Annotated in this window: 17 protein-coding genes and 1 pseudogene; 8 read left to right on the top strand and 10 right to left on the bottom strand. The window is 62.6% G+C overall.

Annotated elements, in window-relative coordinates; genetic code table 11:
- Positions 1 to 39: 39 nt before the first annotated feature.
- Entirely contained in the window at positions 40 to 1,314 is a 1,275-nt protein-coding gene (locus K6N12_RS06280; protein ID WP_097627618.1) for a multidrug efflux MFS transporter, read from the top strand.
- 76 nt (positions 1,315 to 1,390) lie between these two features.
- Here K6N12_RS06280 and K6N12_RS06275 read toward each other — a convergent pair whose 3' ends face one another.
- Positions 1,391 to 2,002 carry a TetR/AcrR family transcriptional regulator gene (locus K6N12_RS06275; RefSeq protein ID WP_097627616.1) on the bottom strand — a complete coding sequence of 204 codons (612 nt, stop codon included), beginning with the start codon at positions 2,000 to 2,002 and terminating at the stop codon, positions 1,391 to 1,393.
- A 114-nt stretch (positions 2,003 to 2,116) separates the two neighbouring features.
- Between K6N12_RS06275 and K6N12_RS06270 the strand changes: the two genes are divergently transcribed.
- The gene (locus tag K6N12_RS06270) at positions 2,117 to 2,800 is read left to right on the top strand and encodes a glutathione S-transferase N-terminal domain-containing protein (RefSeq protein WP_097627614.1); all 684 of its coding nucleotides are present in this window, start codon (positions 2,117 to 2,119) and stop codon (positions 2,798 to 2,800) included.
- 11 nt (positions 2,801 to 2,811) lie between these two features.
- On the opposite strand, the gene nadE is transcribed toward K6N12_RS06270, so the two are convergent.
- The 4 genes from nadE to K6N12_RS06250 form a co-directional block, all read right to left on the bottom strand.
- Complete coding sequence (gene nadE, locus K6N12_RS06265; RefSeq protein ID WP_222148785.1) at positions 2,812 to 3,645, bottom strand: ammonia-dependent NAD(+) synthetase; 834 nt, start codon at positions 3,643 to 3,645, stop codon at positions 2,812 to 2,814.
- A gap of 136 nt (positions 3,646 to 3,781) precedes the next feature.
- On the bottom strand, positions 3,782 to 4,987 hold the full coding sequence (locus tag K6N12_RS06260; protein ID WP_097627610.1) for an adenylate/guanylate cyclase domain-containing protein: 1,206 nt from the start codon (positions 4,985 to 4,987) through the stop codon (positions 3,782 to 3,784).
- Between the two features lie 20 nt (positions 4,988 to 5,007).
- A complete protein-coding gene (locus K6N12_RS06255) occupies positions 5,008 to 6,618 on the bottom strand; it encodes an MDR family MFS transporter (RefSeq protein WP_097627608.1) in 1,611 nt (536 codons plus the stop codon).
- A gap of 76 nt (positions 6,619 to 6,694) precedes the next feature.
- A complete protein-coding gene (locus tag K6N12_RS06250) occupies positions 6,695 to 7,885 on the bottom strand; it encodes an HlyD family secretion protein (protein ID WP_097627606.1) in 1,191 nt (396 codons plus the stop codon).
- A 135-nt stretch (positions 7,886 to 8,020) separates the two neighbouring features.
- Here K6N12_RS06250 and K6N12_RS06245 point away from each other — a divergent pair, with 135 nt between their 5' ends.
- Positions 8,021 to 8,923: a LysR family transcriptional regulator gene (locus K6N12_RS06245; protein ID WP_097627604.1), complete on the top strand. Its 903-nt coding sequence runs from the start codon at positions 8,021 to 8,023 to the stop codon at positions 8,921 to 8,923.
- A gap of 283 nt (positions 8,924 to 9,206) precedes the next feature.
- Here K6N12_RS06245 and K6N12_RS06240 read toward each other — a convergent pair whose 3' ends face one another.
- Positions 9,207 to 10,094, bottom strand: coding sequence for a branched-chain amino acid aminotransferase (locus K6N12_RS06240; RefSeq protein ID WP_097627602.1), 888 nt, complete (start codon positions 10,092 to 10,094; stop codon positions 9,207 to 9,209).
- 249 nt (positions 10,095 to 10,343) lie between these two features.
- On the opposite strand from K6N12_RS06240, the gene K6N12_RS06235 reads away from it, so the two are divergent.
- Positions 10,344 to 11,387, top strand: coding sequence for a zinc-dependent alcohol dehydrogenase family protein (locus tag K6N12_RS06235; protein WP_097627600.1), 1,044 nt, complete (start codon positions 10,344 to 10,346; stop codon positions 11,385 to 11,387).
- Positions 11,388 to 11,410: 23 nt separating this feature from the next.
- Here K6N12_RS06235 and K6N12_RS06230 read toward each other — a convergent pair.
- A pseudogene (locus K6N12_RS06230) lies at positions 11,411 to 11,578 on the bottom strand (sugar phosphate isomerase/epimerase family protein); the annotation flags it as partial.
- Positions 11,579 to 11,770: 192 nt separating this feature from the next.
- Between K6N12_RS06230 and K6N12_RS06225 the strand changes: the two are divergent.
- From K6N12_RS06225 to zwf, 4 genes are all read left to right on the top strand, one after another.
- Positions 11,771 to 12,250 carry a cupin domain-containing protein gene (locus tag K6N12_RS06225; protein ID WP_097627598.1) on the top strand — a complete coding sequence of 160 codons (480 nt, stop codon included), beginning with the start codon at positions 11,771 to 11,773 and terminating at the stop codon, positions 12,248 to 12,250.
- Positions 12,251 to 12,713: 463 nt separating this feature from the next.
- On the top strand, positions 12,714 to 13,988 hold the full coding sequence (locus K6N12_RS06220) for a hemolysin family protein (RefSeq protein ID WP_097627596.1): 1,275 nt from the start codon (positions 12,714 to 12,716) through the stop codon (positions 13,986 to 13,988).
- Between the two features lie 110 nt (positions 13,989 to 14,098).
- Positions 14,099 to 14,869 carry a trans-aconitate 2-methyltransferase gene (gene tam / locus K6N12_RS06215; RefSeq protein ID WP_097627594.1) on the top strand — a complete coding sequence of 257 codons (771 nt, stop codon included), beginning with the start codon at positions 14,099 to 14,101 and terminating at the stop codon, positions 14,867 to 14,869.
- 352 nt (positions 14,870 to 15,221) lie between these two features.
- Positions 15,222 to 16,739: a glucose-6-phosphate dehydrogenase gene (zwf, locus tag K6N12_RS06210; protein WP_097627592.1), complete on the top strand. Its 1,518-nt coding sequence runs from the start codon at positions 15,222 to 15,224 to the stop codon at positions 16,737 to 16,739.
- Positions 16,740 to 16,754: 15 nt separating this feature from the next.
- On the opposite strand, the gene K6N12_RS06205 is transcribed toward zwf, so the two are convergent.
- The 3 genes from K6N12_RS06205 to K6N12_RS06195 form a co-directional block, all read right to left on the bottom strand.
- Positions 16,755 to 17,078 (bottom strand): hypothetical protein, encoded by a 324-nt coding sequence (locus K6N12_RS06205; RefSeq protein WP_018241198.1) that lies wholly within the window; start codon positions 17,076 to 17,078, stop codon positions 16,755 to 16,757.
- Positions 17,079 to 17,268: 190 nt separating this feature from the next.
- A complete protein-coding gene (locus K6N12_RS06200) occupies positions 17,269 to 17,724 on the bottom strand; it encodes an NUDIX hydrolase (protein WP_131711495.1) in 456 nt (151 codons plus the stop codon).
- A 102-nt stretch (positions 17,725 to 17,826) separates the two neighbouring features.
- On the bottom strand, positions 17,827 to 18,219 hold the full coding sequence (locus K6N12_RS06195) for a hypothetical protein (RefSeq protein WP_003546502.1): 393 nt from the start codon (positions 18,217 to 18,219) through the stop codon (positions 17,827 to 17,829).
- Positions 18,220 to 18,387: the final 168 nt, after the last annotated feature.

Below are 18,387 nucleotides of genomic sequence, written 5' to 3'. Positions count from 1 at the left end.
GGCGCAATCGCGCCCTAACGATCGATGCCGAGGCACGGAATGACCGATAAGCAATTGGACGCTGCAAGCGTTAGCGCAGGCTCGATCTACTGGAAGCGCAACCTGGCAATCTCGCTGCTCGGCTCCTTCACCACCATCGTGGCGATGACGCTGCTGCTGCCCTTCCTGCCGCTTTATGTCGAGGAACTCGGCGTCAGCGACCATGCGGCGATCGTGCAATGGTCTGGCATCGCCTATGGCGCCACCTTTCTGGCTGCGGCTCTGGTCGCGCCGCTCTGGGGGCGGCTCGGTGATATTTACGGGCGCAAGCTGATGCTGGTGCGCGCGAGCCTTGGCATGACGCTGGCGATCTCGCTGATGGGCATGGCCGGCAATGTCTGGCAACTGGTGGCGCTGCGCCTCTTTGTCGGGCTTGCCGGCGGTTATTCCTCCGGCTCGATGGTGCTGGTGGCGACGCAGACGCCGAAAGACCGCTCGGCCTGGGCGCTCGGCCTCCTCTCCTCCGGCATCATGGCCGGCAATCTCGTCGGCCCGCTGATCGGCGGGGCACTGCCGCCGATGATCGGCATCCGCGGCACGTTTCTCGCCGCCGGGGCGATGATCTTTCTCGCCTTTCTCGCCACGACCTTCTTGATCAAAGAGGAAAAATCGCCGGCCCGCAAACAGGCGGCCAAGGCGAGCGGCGGCTGGAAATCCATCGGCGACAAACGGCCTGTCATCGCCATGCTGGCGACTGGCATGCTGTTGATGTTCGCCAATATGTCGATCGAGCCGATCATCACCGTCTATGTCGCGCAGATCGTGCCGGCCGCCGATGAGGTGACGATGATCTCGGGCATCGTCATGTCGGCGGCCGCCCTCGGCAGCATTCTTTCGGCCTCATGGCTCGGCAAGCTTGCCGACAGGATCGGTCATTGGCCGGTGATCTCAGGGGCGCTCGCCGTCGCCGGGCTGCTGCTGATCCCGCAGGCCTTCGTCACCAGCTCCTGGCAGCTGATCATCCTGCGTTTCCTGATGGGCGCGGCCCTCGGCGGGCTGCTGCCCTGCATCGCCGCCGTCATCCGTCACAGCGTGCCGGACAGTGCGGCCGGCGGCATTCTCGGGTTTTCCATCTCCTCGCAATATGTCGGCCAGGTGGCCGGCCCGATCCTCGGCGGCTTCGTCGGCGGGCATATCGGCATGCGGGCGGTTTTCCTCGGCACCTCGGTGCTGCTTGTGGCGGGTGCTGCCTATGCCTGGTTGGTACGGCCAAGAGATACGCAGACATCGGACCTAGAACTGGATGATTTTAGGCCGGATCGGCCAAAAATCTGAATCCTGTTCTAAATTAACGAGTTAGAGCATGATGTCTTGAGAAAGCCGCTTACACTTTTCGGCATCATGCTCCAGCTTAGCGCCGTCCGCAGATCAGCTCGACTCCGGAGCGGGCAATCGCTTCCAGCGTCTCGCGGCTGTCGCCGGCGCGAGACCGCACGGCAAGCGAATGCATGACGGCGGAGGCGAGCCTCGCCATCGCCTGCGGATCGGCGCCCTCGGGAAGCTCGCCGCTTTCGACGGCAAGGCGCATGCGCTTTTCGATCTCGCCGTCGAAATCGCTGAGGCTGCGGCCGAGCACCTCGCGGACGCGCTCATGCTGGATCGCCTCGGCCGTTGCCGTGCCGATCAGGAAACAGCCGCGGGCGGCAGTTTCACCATGCAAATAGATCGAAAGCGCGCTCTCATAGACGCGGGCGAGATTGTCGCGCAGCTGAAGTGACGGGTCGAGCGCCTCAGACAGCGCATCCATGCCGTCCTGCCGATAGCCTTCCAGCGTATCGAGATAAAGATTCTCCTTATCGCCGAAGGCACCGTAAAGGCTCGGGCGGTTGAGGTTGGTCGCAGCACTCAGATTGTCGAGCGAGGCAGCCGCAAAGCCCCTGTCCCAGAAAACGTCGCGCGCCTTGCCGAGTGCCGCCTTGGCGTCGAAGGCTCTGGGGCGGCCGCGTTTCTTCTCGTCTTTCATATTCTGTACCGTTTCGCATTAAATTCTTGACGAAGGTTATTTTATGCGAAACAGTACAGAAGTTCAACGCCATTAACGGGCGGCATCGCCCGCCTCATCAGAAGGAAGCCAGTCATGAAACTCTATATGCACGCCGCGGCATGCTCGCTTTCGCCGCATATCGTCTGCCGGGAGCTGGGGCTCGACATCGAACTCGTCCAGGTCGACCGGCAGACCCACAGAACAAGCGACGGCAAGGATTATCTCGCCATCAACGGCAACGGTTACGTGCCGGCATTAATGCTCGACGATGGCAAGGTGTTGACCGAAGGGCCGGCGATCGTGCAGTTCCTCGCCGACAGTGTGCCGCAAGGATCGGCCATGCTGCCGGCGGTCGGCGACCTCAAGCGCAATGAGGTGCAATCCTATCTGAATTTCATCACTGCCGAGCTGCACAAGCCGATGGTGCTGTTGTTCAACCCGCTTTATGCGAGCGTGCACGAGCAAATCCGGGCGCTGATATCGAAGCGGCTTGCCTGGCTGGACGGCCGCCTTGCCGGTCCCTATCTCACCGGCGAGGCCTTCACGGTGGCGGATGCCTACCTCTTCGTCTGCCTGAACTGGTCGCCTTGGACCGGCATCGATCTCCAGCAATGGCCGGGCTTGCACGGGTTCATGGCCCGCGTGGCGGCACGCACGAAAGTGCGTGAAGCGCTGCAGGCCGAAGAGCTCGAGGCCTTCGACGCGGACGGCATCTATTTCGCGCCGCAGGCCTATCTCGCCTCATCAGGCCGGACCGGCTCGCCGGTGCGGCCGTAAGATCAGGCCTGTCAGAGGGCGTTGACGGCCACCGGCAAAGCGCGCTTGTGGGCGGTGGAGCGATAGGCGGCAAGGATGCGGCGGCGGGCGATCTCGCCGACCGGCTTGCCTTCGAGAAAATCGTCGATCTCGTCATAGGAGACGCCATAGGCCTCCTCGTCGGGGCGCAGCGGCCGCTGATCCTCGAGATCGGCGGTCGGCACCTTGAAGACCAGTTCGTCCGGGGCACCGAGCCGCTTTGCCAGCAAGCGGACGCGGCGCTTGTTGAGACCGGCGAGCGGCAGAATATCGGCGGCGCCATCACCGAATTTGGTGAAGAAGCCCATGACTGCTTCGGCCGCATGATCGGTGCCGATGACGAGGCCGCCAACCGCGCCGGCCAAAGCGAATTGAGCGATCATCCGCTGGCGGGCCTTGATGTTGCCGAGGATGAAATCCTGCCGGCCGGCATCGGCGAAGGCAAGGCCGCCGTCCTGAGCGGCGGCCAGCATCGCATCCGCCGCGGCCTTGATATTGACCACCATCGAGCGGTCGGCGCCGATGGTTTCCAGCGCTCGGCTCGCGTCGGCCTCATCGGCCTGGACGCCGTAGGGAAGGCGAACGGCGATGAATTCGGCCGCATGGCCGCCGTCACGCAGCTCGCGCACGGCCTTCTGAGCCAACAGCGCCGCCGTCAGCGAATCGACGCCGCCGCTGATGCCGAGGACGTAGCCGCGCATACCCGAAGCGACCAGATAATCCTTGAGGAAATTGGTTCGCCGCGCGATCTCCCGCTCAGGGTCGATCTCGGCGGCGACACCCAATTCGCGGATGATCTCGCCTTGTTCGTCGAACAGCACAGCCATAAGCTCTTCCTCCCCGCTTACGGAATTCCGGCGCCACTATGGCGAAAAGATGAGGAAAGACGAAGCCGTTTCGGGCAGACCTGCCATGCATTTTATGCAAGTGAGCGTCGGATTTCGGATCACTGGATTGGGCGGCCTACCGTACGATCGTAAAGAGCTCCGCCGGCTCGGCAAACCCCTTCAGCCCATGCGCTCCGACGGAGACGGCATCCCCTGCCCCGGCCTCCCTGCGAAACGGCGCCGACATCAGCAAGGCCTCTCCCAGTTCGCTGCAGGCGGTCTGGATGCGGCTGACCAGATTGACGTCGCCGCCGATCAGGGTGAAGTCGAGGCGGCGGCCGGAGCCGACATTGCCGTAGCTGACTTCGCCGTAGTGGAGGGCGATACCGGCCTTCACGCCGATGCCTTCATATTGGAAATGGTCGATCTCATCGAGCATGGCGCGGGCTGCGGCAAGAGCCGCACCGCAGGAATGGGCGGCATCATAGCCCGGGAAGAAGGCAAGCACGGCGTCACCCATGAATTTCAGCAGTTCGCCGCCTTCGCGGGTGATCGCCGGCACGATCCTGTCGAAATAGGCATTGAGCAGGCCGAGCACGGTGCTGCCGGGCAACCGGTTCGACAGCTCGGTAAAGCCGCGCAGATCGCAAAGCAGCAGGGCCGCCTGCATGGATTCGATCTCGCCGCGGCGGATGCGGCCCGCCAATATCCGGCTTGCCGTCAGCGGGCCGATATAGGTGTCGAGCAGGCTGAGCTCGACCTGGCGAAGAACGCGCAGCTCGCTGGTATTGCGCAGCGCCGGCAGGATGCGTTCGATCAGCTGCTGCTCGGAGGCGGTGAAGCCGCCCGGCCGCCTGGTGCCAAAGACGGCGGCGCTGACCGGGCCGTCGCCATTGCAGAGCGGGGCGATGACGAGCTGCATCAGGCCGCGATCAGCAAAGACATCGATATGCTGCCAGCGGCCATGCATGCTTTCGCCGGCACCGACCACCAGCGGTTCGCGGGTGTCCATGACCTTGCGCAGCGGCGTATTGGCAATCGCAACCCGGGCGCCGTGTTCGCGGTCGTGGATCTCGACCGGCTCGCCCGGCGCCCAGGCGATGGTGCGGCCGATGAACTCGGGATGCAGCGTCATCAGATGCAGGGTCACCCGGTCGACGGGCAGGCCAAGCGCCTGAAGCCTGCGGCCGAGGCCGGAGACGAGGCCCGCCTCGTCGAGGGCGTGGCATTCGTCGCCGGAGAGCCATTCGATGATCGAGAGCAGCGCGCCGGCGCTGACGGCACTGCCGGCCGCCCTTGGCAGAAACCGGCTGGTATCGGGGGCATGGATCGTTGATGTCATGGTGTTCTCTCCATCAAACTCTAGTGAGCGCCACCGCCGGAGAGTTGACCGGGTTTGCTGAGAAGCAGGCTTGCCAGCAGGGCGACGACAAGGGCGACGCCGAGCAGGAAGAAGGTGTCGCTGAAGGCCATGATATTGGCCTGCTTGCGTATTTTGAGCGCGATGGCGACAACGGCCTTGTGGCTGGCCAGCGCCTGATCGCTGACGCCGTGGCTCATGAAGTAGCCGGTGAGCCTCGCAATGCGATCGCGCGTGGCTTCCTCGAAGACGGAGACCGAGTTGGTCAGGATGTTCGAGTGGAACTGTTCGCGCTTCGACAGGAAGGTCTGCAGCGAGGCGATGCCGACCGCGCCGCCGAGATTGCGCATCATGTTGAAGAGCGAGGACGCCGAACCGGCATTCTCCGGCTCGATGCCTGATGTGGCGATGGCCGAAAGCGGGGTGAAGACAAGCGCCTGGCCGATGGCGCGCACGATGTTCGGCCAGAACAGCTGGTCGGTGGCATAATCGCCGGTCATGTGCACGTTCATGAAGTTCGAGGCGGCAAAAAGGGCAAAGCCGACGACGATCAGCAACCGGATGTCGAAACGCTTCATCAGCCGCGGCACCAGCGGGATCAGCAGCAGCTGCGGGATGCCAGTCCATGCGAGCACCATGCCGATCTGCTCGGAGTTATAACCCTGGATACGGGTGAGATAGATCGGCAGCACGAAAACCGAACCATAAAGCGCGATGCCGAGCAGGAAGTTGGCGACGATGCCGAAGCCGAAGTTGCGGCGCACCAGCAGACGCAGGTTCAGAAGCGGATGGGCCGTCTTCAGCTCGATGATGATGAACAGCGTCAACGAGACGGCGGCGATAACAGTCAGGCGCAGGATGAAATCGGAGCCGAACCAGTCCTCCTTGTTGCCCTCTTCCAGCACCGTCTGCAGAGCTGCCAGGCCGATCGCCATGGTGACGATGCCAGGCCAATCGCCCTTGGCGAGCAGCTTCAGGTTCATCGGCGCCCGGTCGAGCGAGGCAAAGAGCAGGCCGATCATCAGCGCGCCGGGCACCAGGTTGACGTAGAAGATATATTCCCAGCCCCAGTTCTCGGTCAGATAACCGCCGATGGTCGGGCCGATGGCCGGTGCGAAGGTGGCCGAAAGGGCAAAGAGTGCCAGGCCGATCGGCTGCCTCGCCTTGGGCAGCAGCGTGATGATTATGGTGAAGGCCATCGGGATCAGCACGCCGCCGGAAAAGCCCTGAATGGCGCGCAGGACGATCATCTGCTGCAGATTGGCCGCAAAGGCGCAGGCGACGGAAAAGATCAGGAAGAGGATGGCGTTGACAAGCAGGTAATTGCGCAGCGAGAAGACCCGTGTCAGCCAGCCGCTCAAGGGAATGACGACGATCTCGGCGATCAGATAGGAGGTCGAGATCCAGCCGCCGTCATCCGTGCCGGCGCCGATGGCGCCCTGGATATCGGCAAGCGAAGCATTGACGATCTGGATGTTCAAGACCGCCATGAAGGCGCCGAGCGTAGAGCCGACGACGGCCATCCACATGCGGACCGGGCTGATGGTGGCGGGCGCCCTAGCGGCGGGGCGCGTGAGCGAATTGCTGTTTGCGGCGATCTGAAGAGTGGCCATGGCTGATCTCTTTCCGGTTCTCACGGAAAACCTTCTCATGACGGGGTTCGGGCGAATTTGGGAAACGGCGGAAGGATTATCCGGCGTGGCGGGATAGTCCCTCCTCGGCGACCGAGGTCTCTGCAGCCTTGGTATCGATTTCGGGCTCGACCGACATGCCCGAGCGCAACAGACCGCTCAGCGCCTCGTCGTCGATGACGATCTTGACCGGGATGCGCTGGACGATCTTGGTGAAATTGCCGGTGGCGTTGTCAGGCGGCAGCAGCGAGAATTCGAGGCCGCTCGCCGGCGAAACGCTGTCGACATGGCCTTTGATCGCCATGTCGGGAAAGCTGTCGATCTTGATTTCGACCGGCTGGCCGGGGCGGACATGGGTCAGCTGCGTCTCCTTGAAATTGGCGACGACATAGACGGCATGCAGCGGCACGACGGCCATCAGCTGCGTGCCCGAGGTGACATATTGGCCGACGCGGATCGAACGGGCGCCGACCGTGCCGTCGACGGCGGCGACGATATCAGTGTAGGACAGGTTGAGTTCGGCCTGTTGGGCGGCAGCAGCCGCCCGATCGCGCTCGGCAATTGCCTGCTGACGCTGCGTTTCAAGGACCGGCACCTTGTTCTCGGCCGCGACGAGGGCTGCCCGGTCGCGCTCGACGGCGGCGGCCGCCTGGTCGCGGGCCGACTGGCTCTGTTCGGCGCGCGATTGCGTGCCGGCACCGCTGGTGATCAGCCGGGCCGAGCGGGCGGCATCGGAAACGGCAAAATCCAGCGACGCCTGCGATGCATCGATCGTCGCCTTGGCCTGGCCGATGACCGACTGCTGCAAAGCGATCTGGGCGTCGATATTGGCGACGGCGGCTTCGGCTGCCTTCACGGCTGCCTTCGCCTGCGACAATGCCGCCTGGAAGTCGCGGTCGTCGATGCGGGCGAGAACCTGGCCTGACTTGACCGGGTCGTTGTCATTGACCAGCACCTGCCTGATATAGCCGGCGACCTTCGGGGCGACGGTGGTGTAATCGGCTTTCACATAGGCATCGTCGGTGGATTCGATGAAGCGGCCGACCGTCCAGTAGCGGTAACCGAAATCGCCGGCAAAACCGACGCCAGCAAGCAATGCTGCGGCGATGACCGCGCGCTTGACGGTCCTGCGGCCGGTTTTCTTCGGCGTCTCCTTAGCAGCGGCTTCGACGACAGGCGCTTCGGCCGCAGGCGTGGCATCGGCCTGCCGGGCAGTGTCGAAAACGTCCTTGCGGGGCAACTCAACCATCATGTTTCTCCTTCAATGCCGGCCCCGTTGAGAGGCCCTGTTCGATCGAAGGGACAATGCACCCTGCCGTTCATTGTGATAATCTGCTTAAATCGGGAAGGATCATCAACTCTCAGCGGATAATCCGAGGGCGATATGGATCGGCTGACAAGCCTCACAGTCTTTGGCCGCGTGGTGGAATGCGGCGGTTTTTCCGCCGCCGCGCGCCGGCTCAACATGTCGGTCACCATGGTCGGCAATCACGTGCAATCGCTGGAGGATCGGCTCGGCGTCAGGCTCCTCAACCGCACGACGCGCAAGGTCAGCCTGACGGAAACCGGCAAATATTACTATGAACGCTCCTCGCAGATCCTTGCAGAACTCGACGAGGCCGACCGGACGGCGGGCGCACTCAGCACCACGCCGCGCGGCACGCTGAAGGTCTATACCAGCAGCGCCATCGTGCGTTTCCTGCTGCCCGTCGTCAGCGAATATATGGAACTCTATCCGTCGATCGCGCTCGATTTCAGCATCGGCGAGCGGATGGTCGACATGATCGAGGACGGCTATGATCTGGTGATCCGCACCGTGCCGCCGCCGGATTCATCGCTCGTCGCGCGCAAGCTGACGCCCTGGCGCCATGTGCTCGTCTGCTCGCCGGACTATTTCGAAAGCCATCCGATGCCGCAAAAACCGGCCGAGGTTGCCGATCACAATTGCCTGCAATATGCCTATTACCCCTATGGCGAGGAATGGCGCTTCGAGGATGGCGAAGGCCGGCAGGAAAGCGTCAAGGTCGGCGGTAACGCCGTCTCCAACAGCGCCGAGATGCTGCGTTTCCTGACGCTGAACGGAAAAGGCATCTTCCTGGCGCCGAGCTTCGTGGTCTTCGACGACATCGCCGAAGGACGGCTGGTGAAGATCATGCCGGACTACCGCCCGGTCGAATTCAGCATCAACGCCGTCTATCCCAACCGCAGCCATCTGGCGACCAAGGTAAGGCTGTTCATCGACCTCCTGGCGGAGAGATTTGCGGAGCATCGGAAGTGGATGACGTGAGGCGTGAGGCGGCAGACCTCAGCGCGAGAGGCTGCCCCTCACCCTAGCCCTCTCCCCGTTCTGACGGGGAGAGGGGACGTGCCCCGCGAGACGTTGGGGAGGGACGGAGAGGTTCACGGCATACCCCCTTCGCCCCGTTCACGGGGAGAAGGTGGCGGCAGCCGGATGAGGGGCGGGCCTTGCTCTGCGTCTCCGAACAACCCTGCCCTTCACTTGCGCTTCGGGCGTTCGTCATTGCAATCGATTCACTGGATCGATTGCTTCGGCTGCGCCGAACCGCTGCTCACTCCTCGCTCTCGCTTCTTCCATGGGCCCAGTCCATGTAGAGGTCGAGCGCCTTGCGGGTGACCGGGCCTTCCTGGAGGTTGCGGTCGTCGAGGCGGATGACGCCGACGACTTTGGAGTAGTTGCCGGTGGTGAAGATTTCGTCGGCGGCGAGGAAATCCTCGACGGACAGCGTTGTTTCCAAGACGTCGAAGCCGGCCTTGCGCAAGAGGTCCATGACGCGGGCGCGGGTGATGCCGGCAAGGAAGGTGCGGTTGGCGGCCGGCGTCATCACCACGCCGTCGCGCACCAGGAAGACGTTCGAAGAAGCGGTCTCGACGACATTGCCGTTGAGATCGCGCACCAGCGCATTGTCGAAGCCGCGGCTGCGGGCTTCGGCGATCATGCGGCCGCTGTTCGGATAAAGCGAGCCGGTCTTCGCCTCGGTCATCGCCGTCTCCGGCGATGGGCGCCGGTAGGGCGAGACGGTGAGGCTGGTGCCGCCATGGCCGCCCATCGGCGCCTCGAACAGGCAGAGCGCGAAGCGGGTCGATTCCGCATCGACGGAGACGATGCTGCCGGGCGAACCATGTTCGCCCCAATACATCGGCTTGATGTAGATCGGCGTGGCGCCGTCGAATTTCCCGACGCCCTCCCAGGCGAGTGCGGCGATTTCATCAGCCGATTTCACTGGCTTCAGCCCCATGGCGAGCGCGGAGCGGTTGATGCGCTGGCAATGCAGGTCAAGATCCGGCGCGATGCCGTCGAACCAGCGGGCACCGTCGAAAACCGTGGAGCCGAGCCACATGGCATGCGAGGTCGGCCCGATCAGCGGCGGATTGCCGGAAAGCCACTCCCCGTCGACATGAGTCCAGGTGGTTGAACGCGGTGATGTATCGACGGCCATATTGCCCTCCCCTCTGAAGTCGGGACAGCAAAAACCCCTGCGGTGAACCGGGTCAAGGACAAATCCGGGCGGCAAATGCGGAAGCAAGAAAATGCCGGAGGATGGCGCCGGGCCGCAATATTCGTGCGCGGTGCCCGCGGCGAAGCGATGGGTGCATCAGCAAAAATGATGGAACTGGATGTTGGAATGGCGGCCTGCTGCATGCGATCATGGGGAGAAATCGCGAGATAGCCGCAAGGGAAGACGCCGATGAAAGCCATGTATTATGAAGCCTTCGAAGAGGCGCCCGAGATCCGCACCCTGCCCGATCCCACGCCTTCCGAAGACGGCGTCGTCATATCGGTTGGCGCCAGCGGGCTCTGCCGCAGCGACTGGCACGGCTGGATGGGACACGACCCCGATATCCGCCTGCCGCATGTGCCGGGACACGAGCTTGCCGGGCGGGTGGTCGCCACCGGCCGCGGCGTGATGCGTTTCAAGGTCGGCGACCGGGTGACCGTGCCCTTCGTTTCCGGCTGCGGCCATTGCGCCGAGTGCCATTCCGGCAACCAGCAGGTCTGCCCGAACCAGTTCCAGCCGGGCTTCACCCATTGGGGATCTTTCGCCGAATATGTGGCGATCGATTATGCCGACACCAATCTGGTGCATCTGCCCGATACGATCGACGATGCGACGGCGGCAAGCCTCGGCTGCCGCTTCGCCACCTCGTTCCGCGCCGTCGCCGACCAGGCGCGCACCCGCCCCGGCGAATGGATCGCCGTGCATGGCTGCGGCGGCGTCGGCCTGTCGGCGATCATGATCGCCACGGCACTCGGCGCCAATGCGATCGGCATCGACATATCCGAGGAGAAGCTTGCCTTCGCCAGAGAATGCGGAGCGGTAGCGACCGTCAACGCCTCCGGCGTCGCCGACGTGGCGGAGGCGGTGCGCGAGATCACCAAGGGCGGCGCGCATGTCTCGATCGACGCGCTCGGCCATCCCGCCACCTGCTTCAATTCGATCAAGAATCTGCGCCGGCGCGGGCGGCATGTGCAGGTGGGGCTGATGCTTGGCGAATATGCCACGCCGCAAATCCCGATGGCGCAGGTGATCGGCCACGAACTAGAGATCTACGGCAGCCACGGCATGCAGGCCTGGCGCTACGACGCCATGCTGTCGATGCTGGCGGCCGGCAAGATCGCCCCGCAGAAGCTGATCGGCCGCCGCATCAGCCTCGAGGAAGCCGTGCCGGCGCTGATGGCGCTCGACAAGGCGGAGGCGACGGGGATCAGCGTGATCACGCGGTTTTCATGAGGCAGGCGGATGGCCAACTGCCCCTATTCGGCCACCCCAATCGAAGCGAGATAGGCAGCCGAAGCCCGGATCTTCGACTTATCCTTGATCTCGATGATCAGGCGCGGATTGCCTTCGAGCTTGGCAAGGGTAGCGAAGACGGCGTGCCAGTGGATCGAGCCGTCGCCGAGGTTCCAGTGGCGATCGGGATAGAAACCCGCACCGATCCGGCCCATTTGCCGCAGCCCGGCAGGTCTTGCGAAAACGCCCCGCCGCACCGATATCGGGGCCGTCGGTTTCCTGGCGCATATATTGTGATGGTTGCCAAAGCCGGCGCAAAGGGCTAACGGCTGCGCCCGCAAGAAAGGGCCAGCAACAAAAGCCCGCAAGAAAAAGAAAGAGACATGATGTCCAACTCATTTGTGAACGTGCACGCCGCTGAAGAGACCGGGGATGAGGCGAAGCGCTACTTCGTCCTCGGCGAGCGGATCGAGCGGCGGCTTCGCATCCGCGGAAACTGGCTCAATCTCTTCGACGTCACCGTACCATCAGGCAGCCGGACGCCGAGACATGCGCATGCGAGCCCAGAGGTGTTCCGCGTCCTTGAGGGATGCCTGACGATCTGGCGGCTGACGGACAACGGCCCCGAAGAAATCGAGGCCGGCGCCGGCGACATCGTCGCCATTCCCCCCTTCATGGTGCACGGCTATTCCAATCGCGGAACCGCCCCGGCAATCTTTTCCGCCGTCGTCGATCGTGACATGGCCGAATTCATCGAAGCGGAAGGCGTAACAGAGCCTCCGAAGGCCAGCCCTTCGGCAGAGACCATCGCCCGCATGACGGCAGCCGCCAATGCTTACGGGATTACGATTCTGGCGGCTTGACGGCGCGAACGCATGATGTTGGAACGTTCGAGCTGTTTTGGCATCATGCAGAAATGCGAAAAATTCTCCGGAAAGCCCAGCCGGGAACACGGCTCCGCCGTCCTTTTCGAAACTGTCACATCGCTGCGGTGAGATGATTTTGCCCGGCGCCTCTTGCGCCGATAGCATTTCACCGCCAAAATTGCGACATGCCCGACAGCGACCCATCCAGTACAAGCTCCGCCCGTTCCAGCCGGGATTTCCCGACCGAGGAAGGTGGCGACCGCTGTAGACGCGATGGCCTCCGCCTCGCCTCGGTTGATCCCGCAGAGCGCTGGTATCTTCCGGATGATTGCGAATGACGGGCCGCCTCGATGTTAACACGACAATGGAAAGACGAAGGGCGATGCTGATATAGCGTCTCTTCGAACGCCTCGCCGCATCGCTAGGGATGCGGCATAAAACCTCAACGAATAGGCTCCCTGTGTTTCTGGAAATTGGAATTGTGGCGTTTCTCACCATCCTCAATGGTGTACTCGCCATGTCGGAGTTGGCCGTTGTTTCTTCTCGAACGGCCCGCCTCAAGGTTCTCTCCGACAATGGCAGCAAGGGTGCGGCGCAAGCCATCAAACTTGCCGAAAACCCCGGCCGATTTCTTTCCACGGTTCAGATCGGCATCACGCTGGTCGGTGTTCTCTCGGGCGCCTTCTCAGGGGCGACGCTCGGGGGCCGCTTAGCAGGATGGCTGCAGGCGCAGGGGATGTCGTCAACGGCCTCCGACGCAATCGGCGTCGGTTCAGTCGTCGTCGCCATCACCTATCTCTCCTTGATCGTCGGCGAACTTGTTCCAAAGCAGATCGCATTGCGGGAGCCCGAAGCCGTTGCGGCGAGAATGGCGCCCGCCATGGCGTTGCTTTCAAAGATCGCGCTGCCGCTCGTGTGGCTGCTGAACGCCTCCGGAAATCTTGTACTGAAGCTCCTGGGCCAAACAGGAAAAGGCGGCGACAACGTCTCCGACGAGGAGATCAAAACCGTTTTGGCCGAGGCGCAGTCGGCCGGCGTGATCGAAAGCGAAGAGTCGGCGATGATATCCGGCGTCATGCGGCTGGCGGACCGCACCGCCCGAGCGCTGATGACGCCCCGGCGCGACGTCGAAATTATCGATATCGACGACAGCCTTGATGAAATTCGAGCTCAGCTGCATCGGACGAAACGGTCCCGGCTGCCGGTTCGGAAGGGCAGTTCGGACGAGGTGATCGGCATCCTTCCGGTCAAGGATTTTTACGACTCGGTGTCGCAATACGGCAGTGCCGATATCAAGGCCTTGACGCAGGACGTGCCGGTGGTTTCCGACCTTTCAACCGCCATCCATGTGATCGAAGCGATCCGGAAATCGCCAGTCCACATGGTGCTGGTTTTTGACGAGTACGGCCATTTCGAGGGGATTGTTTCGTCAGGCGACATTCTGGAAGCGATCATGGGGGCTCTGCAGGAGGGACCTGTGGACGAGCAAGCCATCGCTCGCCGCGACGACGGTTCCTACCTGGTGTCCGGTTGGACGCCGATCGACGAATTCGCCGAGTTCCTGAATCTCAAGCTCGATGACGATCTCGAATATCAGACTGTGGCCGGCCTGGTGCTGGAAGAGCTGAAACATCTGCCCGAGTTGGGTGAGAGCTTCACCAGAGGTGGATGGCGCTTCGAAGTCATCGATCTCGACGGCAGGCGCGTCGACAAGATACTTGTGTCTGCGGAGTGAAGCTCGGCGGGGCCTGCTTCGCTTGAGATCATCGGGTCCGACGGCCGCAGCATCGACAAAATCCGCATCCGCCGCATGGAAAGTGTGGCCTGATATCAGGAGTAAACGCGATGGCATGGTCTGCCAGCCAATATGTGAAATTCGAGGACGAACGCACGCGACCGGCGCGCGACCTTCTGGCGCAGGTGCCGCTCCAGAGCATCCGCCGCGCCGTCGACCTCGGTTGCGGGCCGGGCAATTCGACCGAGCTCATCATCGAGCGTTATGGGGCGGAAGGCGTTTCAGGCCTCGACAGCGATCTCAACATGCTGGAGGCCGCCCGCAAGCGGCTTCCCGGCACCGCCTTCGTCGAAGCCGATCTCGGCAGCTGGCAGCCGACTGAAACCGCCGACCTACTGTTTGCCAATGCCGTCTTCCAATGGCTGCCCGATCATCTCGATATTTTCGACCGGCTGATGGACGGGCTTTCCCCCGGCGGCGTGCTGGCGGTGCAGATGCCCGACAATCTCGGCGAACCCACCCACCTGTTGATGGAGGAGAGCGCGCATGCGGGGCCCTGGAAGGCCGCCTTCGAGGGAAAGAGCGTGCGACGCAAGGGGCTGCCGGCGCCATCAGCCTATTACTCCAGGCTGATCGCCAAGGCCTCCCGCGTCGATATCTGGCACACCATCTACAATCACCCAATGGCGGATGCGGCAGATATCGTCGAATGGGTGAAGGGAACCGGGCTGATGCCCTATCTCGCCCAGGCCGGCGAGCAGTATCGCGAGGCCTTTCTGGCGGATTATCTCGGCCGGGTGGCAAGGGCTTATCCGAAGATGTCGGATGGGCGGGTGCTGCTGCGGTTTCCGCGGATTTTTATGGTGGCGGTGAAGGGGTAGTCGGCTGCTGATCAGTGCTTTCCAGTTAGGACGAAGCCAAATCCCTCCCCAACCCCTCCCCACGAGGGGGAGGGGCTAAGATGCCGCATGGGTTCACTTAATCCTCAATCGTAACCATCCGTCGAACGGTAACAGCCTGCAAGCCCCCTCCTTTTGGTCACTGCCCGATACCACAGCTTAGTCCCTCCCCCTTGTGGGGAGGGGTTGGGAAGGGGTCTTGGGCAGCCGGACTGAGGAGCTGCGTCCCCAGCACGCCCCAGATAATGTCAAATGCGTGTTATCCCCCGCCCTCATATGTTGCGGCCAAACCGGCGCGCATTATAGTCGGCCGGAAAAACTCGGAGATGACATCATGGACGCTACCCCTACCCCGCCGGTCACCCTCGTCATCTTCGGCGCCACGGGAGACCTGACGCGCCGGCTGCTGGTACCGGCGATCATCAATCTGACGCGCGGCCGCCTCGTCGGCGAGGATCTCCACATTCTCGGCATCGGCATCGAGCCGGGTGACGATGAATTCCTGCGCGGGCGGCTCGACGACTTCCTCAGCCATCTGAGCGGCGAGGAGCAGACGCAAAAGGACGAAGCCTGGGAAAGCCTGCGCCGGCGTATTTCCTATACGTCAGGCGATTTCACCAAGGACGATATTTTCATCGAGATCGGCAAGCGGCTGGGGCCGAATGCCAATGCCGCCTTCTATCTCGCGGTGCCGCCATCCTTCTTCGGGACGATCGTCGAGAAGCTCGCCGCCCATGGGCTGACCGATGAAAGCGATGGCGTCTTCCGCCGTGTCGCGATCGAAAAACCGTTCGGCACCGATCTCGCCTCGGCGCAGGCGCTCAATGCGCAGATTCTCGCCCAGGTCGGGGAAAGCCAAGTCTACCGGCTCGACCATTTCCTCGGCAAGGAGACGGTGCAGAACCTGATGACGGCGCGTTTCGCCAACATGATGATCGAGTCCTTGTGGAACAGCCGCTACATCGACCATGTGCAGATCACCGCCGCCGAGATCGTCGATGTCGGCAGCCGCGGCAAATTCTACGATGCGACAGGTGCGCTGCGCGACATGGTGCCGAACCATCTTTTCCAGTTGCTGGCGATGATCGCCATGGAGCCGCCGAACAGCTTCGATGCCGAGGCAATCCGCAACGAGAAGAGCAAGGTGCTGAAGGCGTTGCGCATCTATACGCCTGATGAGGCCAAGACGCACGGCGTGCGCGGCGCCTATGGCGCAGGCCCGCTCAATGGGGCTCAGCTTCCCGCCTATCGCGACACCAAGGACGTTTCGCCCGACAGCAGGACTGAGACTTTCGTGGCGCTGAAGCTCTATGCCGATACCTGGCGCTGGGCCGGCGTGCCCTTCTATCTCAGAACTGGCAAGGCGCTGACGGCGCGCGACACCGAGATCGTCATCACCTTCCAGCCGGTGCCCTTCGCACAGTTTCGCGAGACGGATGTCAAGAGCCGCCTGCCGCCGAACCGGCTGGTGATCCAGGTGCAGCCGGACGAGGGCATGAGCATGGAAATCTCGATCAAATCGCCTGGGCTTTCCGTCGATACCGTGCCGGTCTCGCTCGATTTCCGCTATGCCGACAAATTCGATATCGCCAAGACGACCGGCTATGAATCGCTGCTCTACGATCTCTTTATCGGCGACCAGACGCTGTTCCAGCGCGCCGACGGCATCGAGGCCGGCTGGGCGGCGGTGCAGCCCTTCCTCGACATCTGGGCTGGGGATCAGAGTGTGCCTGACGCTTACGCTCCGGGCAGCATGGGACCGGCCTCAGCCGACGAACTGATCCAGCGCGACAGGCGGCAGTGGCATGAACTCGGCGTCATCCTGCATCACGACAAGAAGAACGGCAAATAGCGCCCTCCCCTGGTGTTACTGGTTTCCGTTATCACGGCATGCGGCGCTGACCGAGGCGCCGCTCTTGCCGCCCTCGGTGGCAAGCGCTCCGCGTGCCTTGCGCGGCGGGCAGCGCGCCCAGTCGACCGGACCGCTTAGAGGCTCGTTGTCGATGCTGCCGGTTTCGATCGAGTCGAGCGGGATTATCAGCCCGCTTTGCGTTTCAACTCCCGGCGCGGTGCCGAGTGGCGGCGTGCCGTCGATCCGGCCGCTGGCATCCATGCCCATGTTCGACTGGGCAAGAACCGGGGCGGAGAGGCTGAGGAGAGCGATCGAAGTTGCTGCAATAAACCTGCGCATGATGCTATTCCTTCTGGTTTCAGCGATCGTTTTTGTTTCACGCAATTCCGGACGCAAAACCGCTGCACACTTTTGCTGGAATTCCTCTAGCAACAGGCGATGCCAGCTCATTGTTCCCCCGGAAGCGGGCCGCAGACGATCAAAGTTTGGCGATCGGCCGAAGCCACATCAAAGCAGGGTGATATCAGGCTCAATCGCGCCAGCGCGCCAGGAGTTTGTCGAGACCTGTCGGATAGAGATCGATGCCGGCGTCGCGCAGCCTGTCGCGGCCGAACCAGCGCGCCGTCGCCGCCGTCTCGTCGAGTTCGGAATAGTGGATTTCATCACGCTCATAGAGCGACGCATCGGCCAGCTCGATATCGGCAGCAAAGATGTATTCGTGACCGGTCGCGCCGTGATGTTCGTAGATGTTTTCAAGCAGATGCCAGGGGCCGACGATGCGAATATCGGTCTCGAGTTCCTCCTGGAATTCGCGCTGCAGGGCCTCTTCGCGGCTTTCGCCGAATTCAATGGCGCCGCCTAGCGGGCGAACGCCCTTGATGCGACCCCTGTCATCCTCCACTTCGGCGGCGAGCAGTTGGTCTTTCCGCCAGGCGAGGCCGATCACCTTCACCCTGATCTGCTGCGATGGGCGCCAGATGGTCATGGGCTCTCCTTCCATTCAAGGGACAGCGCATGCTCTTCACTCCGGTGCTTCCGAAGCGAGAACAATGAGCCCCGCAAAATGCGGGGCTCCTGATCTCTCGTCTCAGACGAACTGGCTGAGACCCGGGACGGAAGCGACGACCTCGTCGACGACTTCCTCGCCAGCATATTGCTTGGCGATCGCGATGGTTTCCTTGGCAAGCGAGGTGATTTCGCCCATGCCGAGGCCTTCGCCCATCAGCTGCTGGCCGAGCCCCATGATGCCGCCGCCGCCGAGCGAGCTCATCAGCCCGCCGAGCAGACCGCCGCCGCCGGCACCTGCGCCGTTGAACTGGGCGACGAGATCGGCGCCACCGGGGATCGCTTCGATCATCTTGGCAACCGGGCCATCGGCGGCCTCGCGCTGCAGGAAGCCGAGCATCATGCCGAGCGCCTTTTCGGCCAAATCTGGCGCAATACCCACACGATCGGCGATCTGGGTCACAATTTCATTCATCGTCAGCCTCCTGTTTTTTTGACGTTAACGTCAACGTTATTCGAAATTCCACAGCAACTCAAGCCGGCCCTCCCCGGGCGGCACTTTGTCCAGTTTTGCTTTCAATGCAAACAGTTGTCCGCATGCGCCTGCCTGCTTATAACAGGGAAACGATGGTTCGATGAAGGC

It is taken from the genome of Rhizobium redzepovicii, from assembly GCF_019793435.1.
In the GTDB taxonomy this organism is placed as follows: Bacteria; Pseudomonadota; Alphaproteobacteria; order Rhizobiales; family Rhizobiaceae; genus Rhizobium; species Rhizobium redzepovicii.
This window is presented reverse-complemented; position numbering and strand designations above follow the sequence as displayed.

Excerpts from the sequence above, each read along its gene's own strand:
- K6N12_RS06280 (WP_097627618.1), top strand. The coding sequence starts at position 40 with ATGACCGATAAGCAATTGGACGCTGCAAGCGTTAGCGCAGGCTCGATC.
- K6N12_RS06275 (WP_097627616.1), bottom strand. The coding sequence starts at position 2,002 with ATGAAAGACGAGAAGAAACGCGGCCGCCCCAGAGCCTTCGACGCCAAG.
- K6N12_RS06270 (WP_097627614.1), top strand. The coding sequence starts at position 2,117 with ATGAAACTCTATATGCACGCCGCGGCATGCTCGCTTTCGCCGCATATC.
- nadE (WP_222148785.1), bottom strand. The coding sequence starts at position 3,645 with ATGGCTGTGCTGTTCGACGAACAAGGCGAGATCATCCGCGAATTGGGT.
- K6N12_RS06260 (WP_097627610.1), bottom strand. The coding sequence starts at position 4,987 with ATGACATCAACGATCCATGCCCCCGATACCAGCCGGTTTCTGCCAAGG.
- K6N12_RS06255 (WP_097627608.1), bottom strand. The coding sequence starts at position 6,618 with ATGGCCACTCTTCAGATCGCCGCAAACAGCAATTCGCTCACGCGCCCC.
- K6N12_RS06250 (WP_097627606.1), bottom strand. The coding sequence starts at position 7,885 with ATGGTTGAGTTGCCCCGCAAGGACGTTTTCGACACTGCCCGGCAGGCC.
- K6N12_RS06245 (WP_097627604.1), top strand. The coding sequence starts at position 8,021 with ATGGATCGGCTGACAAGCCTCACAGTCTTTGGCCGCGTGGTGGAATGC.
- K6N12_RS06240 (WP_097627602.1), bottom strand. The coding sequence starts at position 10,094 with ATGGCCGTCGATACATCACCGCGTTCAACCACCTGGACTCATGTCGAC.
- K6N12_RS06235 (WP_097627600.1), top strand. The coding sequence starts at position 10,344 with ATGAAAGCCATGTATTATGAAGCCTTCGAAGAGGCGCCCGAGATCCGC.
- K6N12_RS06225 (WP_097627598.1), top strand. The coding sequence starts at position 11,771 with ATGATGTCCAACTCATTTGTGAACGTGCACGCCGCTGAAGAGACCGGG.
- tam (WP_097627594.1), top strand. The coding sequence starts at position 14,099 with ATGGCATGGTCTGCCAGCCAATATGTGAAATTCGAGGACGAACGCACG.
- zwf (WP_097627592.1), top strand. The coding sequence starts at position 15,222 with ATGGACGCTACCCCTACCCCGCCGGTCACCCTCGTCATCTTCGGCGCC.
- K6N12_RS06205 (WP_018241198.1), bottom strand. The coding sequence starts at position 17,078 with ATGCGCAGGTTTATTGCAGCAACTTCGATCGCTCTCCTCAGCCTCTCC.
- K6N12_RS06200 (WP_131711495.1), bottom strand. The coding sequence starts at position 17,724 with ATGACCATCTGGCGCCCATCGCAGCAGATCAGGGTGAAGGTGATCGGC.
- K6N12_RS06195 (WP_003546502.1), bottom strand. The coding sequence starts at position 18,219 with ATGAATGAAATTGTGACCCAGATCGCCGATCGTGTGGGTATTGCGCCA.